General features: G+C 72.2%; 6 protein-coding genes and 1 pseudogene. 4 read left to right on the top strand and 3 right to left on the bottom strand.

What is annotated here, in order from left to right; translation table 11 throughout:
* Positions 1–1,015, top strand: a pseudogene (locus AB0M20_RS28255) (carboxypeptidase); the annotation flags it as partial.
* Positions 1,016–1,067: 52 nt separating this feature from the next.
* On the opposite strand, the gene AB0M20_RS28260 reads toward AB0M20_RS28255, so the two are convergent.
* Together AB0M20_RS28260 and AB0M20_RS28265 are read right to left on the bottom strand one after the other, a co-directional pair.
* A complete protein-coding gene (locus AB0M20_RS28260) occupies positions 1,068–1,820 on the bottom strand; it encodes a maleylpyruvate isomerase family mycothiol-dependent enzyme (protein WP_364303278.1) in 753 nt (250 codons plus the stop codon).
* A complete protein-coding gene (locus AB0M20_RS28265; protein WP_364303280.1) occupies positions 1,817–2,233 on the bottom strand; it encodes a nuclear transport factor 2 family protein in 417 nt (138 codons plus the stop codon). Before AB0M20_RS28265 ends, AB0M20_RS28260 begins: the two co-directional genes overlap by 4 nt.
* Positions 2,234–2,305: 72 nt before the next feature.
* Here AB0M20_RS28265 and AB0M20_RS28270 point away from each other — a divergent pair, with 72 nt between their 5' ends.
* The 3 genes from AB0M20_RS28270 to AB0M20_RS28280 all read left to right on the top strand — a co-directional run bounded on the left by AB0M20_RS28270 (position 2,306) and on the right by AB0M20_RS28280 (position 3,909).
* On the top strand, positions 2,306–2,737 hold the full coding sequence (locus AB0M20_RS28270; RefSeq protein ID WP_364303282.1) for a helix-turn-helix domain-containing protein: 432 nt from the start codon (positions 2,306–2,308) through the stop codon (positions 2,735–2,737).
* Between the two features lie 82 nt (positions 2,738–2,819).
* The gene (locus tag AB0M20_RS28275; protein WP_364303284.1) at positions 2,820–3,335 is read left to right on the top strand and encodes a putative immunity protein; all 516 of its coding nucleotides are present in this window, start codon (positions 2,820–2,822) and stop codon (positions 3,333–3,335) included.
* Positions 3,336–3,393: 58 nt separating this feature from the next.
* Positions 3,394–3,909: a hypothetical protein gene (locus AB0M20_RS28280; protein ID WP_364303286.1), complete on the top strand. Its 516-nt coding sequence runs from the start codon at positions 3,394–3,396 to the stop codon at positions 3,907–3,909.
* Here AB0M20_RS28280 and AB0M20_RS28285 read toward each other — a convergent pair.
* Positions 3,906–4,680, bottom strand: a 775-nt coding sequence (locus AB0M20_RS28285; RefSeq protein WP_364303288.1) for a TIM barrel protein, incomplete at its 5' end; no start/stop codon positions are given. The genes AB0M20_RS28280 and AB0M20_RS28285 overlap by 4 nt on opposite strands.

Here is a 4,680-nt window from a genome sequence, read left to right on the forward strand (position 1 = left end):
CCCGAGCCGGCGCGGCGCCACCGGGCCGGCGATCGTCCTGCCCGACGTCGGACTGTTCCGGGGCACCGGCATCTCCACCACCTCGGGCTCCTACGGCGAAGCCCGGTACGTGCTGGGCCGGCGGTGGGGCCTCGACCTCTCACCGGTGACCACCGCGGACATCAACGACAACACGCCGGCCTTCACCGGCCGCACGGTGCTGCTGGTGCCCGACGGCAGCAGCGCGACCGGCGGGCTCACCGCGGCCGGCCAGGCCAACCTGCGCAACTGGATCGCCCAGGGTCACACCTACATCGGGCTGCGCAACGAGGGCACCCGGATGGCCCGCGCCGCCGGCCTGACCTCCACCACGGAGATCGCCAAGCCGGACGACTACCTGATGATCGGCTCGCATCTGCGGGTCGACGTCGACCACAGCAGCCCGGTCGCGCAGGGCCGGCCGGCGGAGGACTTCCAGTTCAACAACGACGATTCGATCCTCAGCCCGAGCACCACCGGCGTGAACGTGCTGACCTACCCGAGCGACGACCGGTTCTGGTACAACGGCTACGCCGAGCGCGCCGACCTGCTGAAGGGGACGGCGGCCGCGGTGGACGAGCCGACCGGCGCGGGCCACGCGGTGCTCTTCGCGTTCAACCCGCTGTTCCGGGCGTACAACGAGAGCGGCATGCAGCTGGTGGCCAACGCGCTGCTCTACCCGGCTTCGGACTCGGCGTCGATGCGGGCGTCCGGCGTCGACCCGGCTCGTGCGGCCGCGGCGGCCAGGCCGGCGCCGGCCAACCTCGGCGGCGAGTGGCGGCCGGCCCGCATCCAGGTGGCCGCGGCCGACCTGGACCGTGCCCGGTCCGTGGTCACCCGGTACACCGGCACCGCGACCGCGTCCGTGGTGGGCGGTTCGGCGTACCTGACCATCCCCAACCCGCAGGGCCTGCAGCTCGACGAGCACCCGTTCCTCAAGGACCTGGTGTCCGACCTGAAGTCGGCGGGCATCCCGCTGCGGTCGGTCGCCGGCTGACGCGCCGACGCCCGCGGCGGTCAGACCGCCGCGGGCGTCGCCATGGCCGCCGTCAGAACGGGATGCGGGCGTGGCGGATCAGCAGGAGCGCTCTCCGATCGCCGGAGGCGAGTGTCAGCTCGACCGCGTCGTCGCGGCCGGCCAGCGCCCGCATGTAACCGACCGCGTCCGCGCTCACCACCGCCACCGGGCTTCCGGTGCCGAGCGTCCACGACCCGCCGGCGGGGCCGGTCAGCTCCAGCGTCACCGGCGGGCCGGTCCACTTGCGGGCGAGATCGCCGATCGCCAGGTCGACGATCTGCCCGTCGTGCTCGCCGATGACGAACGGCTGCCCGGTCGCGCGGGTCAGGTCGACCCGGTGCATCCACAGGTCGCGGTTGTAGATGACGTCGAGCAGATAGCTCAGCGGCGTGCGGGCAAGGCCCGGGATGCCGAGATCGATGGGCAGCCGGCGCAGCGCGGCGGGGCGGCGCTGCCGAGCCCGGACGGCCCTGGGCCAGTCGTCGGCGAAACGCTGCACCAGGTCGGGTCCCGCGTCGTCGGCGTGCTCGGTCACCTGCACGGCCATGTGGCCGTCCACTCCGGACAGGAGGCGATAGCGGCGCCGAGCTGTGACCTCGCGGCGCAGCAGCGTCGGCAGGCTGATCCCGTCCTCGCACTGGGCGACCAGGTGCGACACCATCGTGCGCACGTCCCACTCCGGGCAGTCGGTGGGACGGTGCCAGTCGTCGTCGCCCAGGGCGCGGAGAACCGCAAGCGTCGCGCGCCCCTCGGCGTTGCCGGCTGCGGCCGCCCCATCAATCACGCCGCGCTCAGCTGCGCCGAGATGGCGCCGCCGTCCAGCCACACGTTCTCCCGGCTGATGGCGTGGCCACGGAACTCGAACACGTGCAGCATGCGGAACACCACCTGCCGGTCGCTGGCCGGCGCTCCGGCGAACCCGTGCGGGAACCGCCCTCGGGCCTGGTGCTCGACGACGCAGTGGTCCGCACCGTACAACGTGCGGACCAGGTTCATCTCCTCGTTGACGAACGCGGCGATCAGCTGGTCGTAGAAGTCCTTGGCGGCGGCCGGGCCGGACACCGGACCGGTCGGCCAGCCCACCACATCATGCTCGACGTCGTCGGTGTAGACCGCGACCGCCGCGGTGGAGTCGGCCGCGAGCTCGGCGGCCAGGTGCTGGTCGATGAGGCGGTCCATGTCGGCATGAGTGATCATTCCAGCCCCCAAAAAATAGTACGGTTGGCAGTACCAAAAAGTACGGCCGGGCGTACTACACTGTCAAGCACTATGAACTCCACCGACATCGAGCCGCAGATCGGCGCACTGCTGCGCATGGCGTGGGAGGCGCTGCAGGCCGAGCTGTACGTTGAGCTGCGCGCCGCCGGATTCGACGACCTTCGCGAGGTGCACCGCCCGCTGCTGCGATATCCACCCATCGACGGCATGCGCCCCACCGATCTGGCCGCCCGCCTGCGCCTCAGCAAGCAGGCCACCAACGACATCATCCGAGACCTGGAAAGGCTCGGCTACCTGCGCCTGGAGCGCGACCCCACGGATGGCCGGGCGCGGATCATCCGATACACCGAGCGGGGATGGGATCTGTTCCATACCGGCAGCGGCCTGAGCCGCGACATCGGCCTGCGCTGGGCGAAGCAGATCGGGCAGCGAAACTACGACCAGTTGCAGGCCTCGCTGCGCGCGATCATCGCTCAGGCCTGAGTACGCCCGGCCGGACGCCGCCGCGCGAGGTGGAGCTCGACTTGAGGGGTGCCGCCGGGGCCGGTTGCTGGAGAATCTGTGCATGATCCTGCCGAAGGTTCGTGATCTTCGTTTCGTGACGATCCGCCGCGGCGGGACGCTCACCGATGCGGATCACCGGCTCCTCGCGCTGTGGGCTGCCTCGTGTGCCGAGCACGTCCTGCCGCTCTTCGAATCGGTCCGGCCCTCGGACCCGCGACCCCGGGAGGCGATCGAGCACGCTCGGGCCTGGGTGCGGGGCGAGGTCAAGATGATGGCGGCCCGCGCGGCCGGTGGTCACGCGATGGGGGCCGCCCGGGACCTGCGGGGAGCGGCACGCCATGCCGCGTACGCCGCCGGCCAGGCCGCCGTCGTGGCCCACGTCGCCGCGCACGAGCTGGGCGCCGCCGCGTACGCGATCAAGGCCGCGCAGGCGGCGGCACCGGCGGGTCAGGGCGAGGCGGCCGGGCGGCTCGAGTGCCGATGGCAGCGCGACCAGCTGCCCGAGGCGATCCGCGAGCTCGTCCTGGACGACCAGCGGCTGCGCAACGACATCTGCTGGTCGGTGTTCGACTGCTGAGCGGAACCGCCGTCCCGGCTGAGGCCCTCGGTTCCCGGGCGCCTGGCAGGCTGTCGGCATGCGGGCGTTCCTCATCACCGGAAACCCGGGGTCGGGCAAGTCGACGCTGGCCGCGGAGCTGTCCCGGCGCGGTTACGTGGCGGTCGACGCCGACGATCTGGCCTCGTGGGAGGACTCCTCCGGGACGCCGGTCGATCCGCCGCCGGCGGTGGACGAGGCGTGGCAACTCACTCATCGCTGGGTCTGGAGCCGCGCCCGCGTCGAGGCGGCCATCGCCGCGTCCGGCGGCACGACCGGCGCGATGTTCGTCTGCGGCATCTCCCTGAACCAGGACGAAATGCTGGATCTCTTCGAGCGCGTGTTCCTGCTGGTGCTCGAGGCGGACGCGCAGGAGGCCAGGCTCGCGCGGGCGGTCTCGCCGCATCGCACCGAAGGCGTCAAGCAACAGATCCGCGACGGGCGCGCGGTCTTCCAAGCCAGGACGCTCGCCTCCGGCGCGGTTCCGCTGGACGCGACGGCATCGCCGGAATCCCTGGTGGACACGGTGCTCAGCTTTGTCCAGGACTGGCCCTAGGCGAGCTGCGCCTTCGCCGTCCGGAACGCGGCGTCGACGGCCGGTCGCAGCGCCGACCTGCGGTGCTCCTCGGAAAGGATCTCGACACCCCATGGGCCGTGCCAGCCGGCCGCCCGCAGCGCGGCGATGACGCCCGCGAGGTCGAAAGCGCCCTCCCCGCACAGGCGTCTCCGCAACACGGTGTCCTCGAACAGCGAGCCGACCTGTTCGGCGTCGGCATCGCTCAGCTCGACGCCCACGATGTGCCGCACCGGCACCGCGGCAAGGTCGGCCGGCGGCGTTCCCGCCCGCTCGGTGTGCCAGACGTCGATGATCAGCCCGCCGGCATCGTGGCCGGCGTCCCGCACGATCGCCAGGCCGTCGTGGACGGTCCTGACGTTGGACCAGGGCAGGAACTCGAGGCCGACCCGGGTGCCGGCGTTCGCCGCCTCGGCGGCCAGCGCAGCGAACTCGGCGACCCAGTGATCGTGCTCCCACGGGCCGCCGCTGACATCCGGCGCGATCTTGATGTGGCGGGCGGCGAGCGCCTCGGCCGCGGCCAGCAGCTCGCGGCGTAGCCGATCCGATCGCTGCCGGGCCGGGCCGGTGGTCCACCAGTCGGTGAGCAGTTCCAGCTCGAGGTCGACGATGCCATGATCGGCCAGCAGCGCGCGCAGGCCTCGGACGCCGTGCTCGTCCAGGGCCGGCACGAGATCGGCGTGCAGCAGGCCCATGCCCTGGAAGCCGGCGGCGGCCGTGGCTTCGACGCGCTCCCGGATGCCGAGCGGGCTG

It is taken from the genome of Actinoplanes sp. NPDC051633, from assembly GCF_040681735.1.
GTDB lineage: Bacteria > Actinomycetota > Actinomycetes > Mycobacteriales > Micromonosporaceae > Actinoplanes.

What these genes read in the sequence shown, in the direction of transcription:
- AB0M20_RS28270 (WP_364303282.1), top strand. Translation starts at nt 2,306, where the DNA reads ATGAACTCCACCGACATCGAGCCGCAGATCGGCGCACTGCTGCGCATG.
- AB0M20_RS28280 (WP_364303286.1), top strand. Translation starts at nt 3,394, where the DNA reads ATGCGGGCGTTCCTCATCACCGGAAACCCGGGGTCGGGCAAGTCGACG.
- AB0M20_RS28275 (WP_364303284.1), top strand. Translation starts at nt 2,820, where the DNA reads ATGATCCTGCCGAAGGTTCGTGATCTTCGTTTCGTGACGATCCGCCGC.
- AB0M20_RS28265 (WP_364303280.1), bottom strand. Translation starts at nt 2,233, where the DNA reads ATGATCACTCATGCCGACATGGACCGCCTCATCGACCAGCACCTGGCC.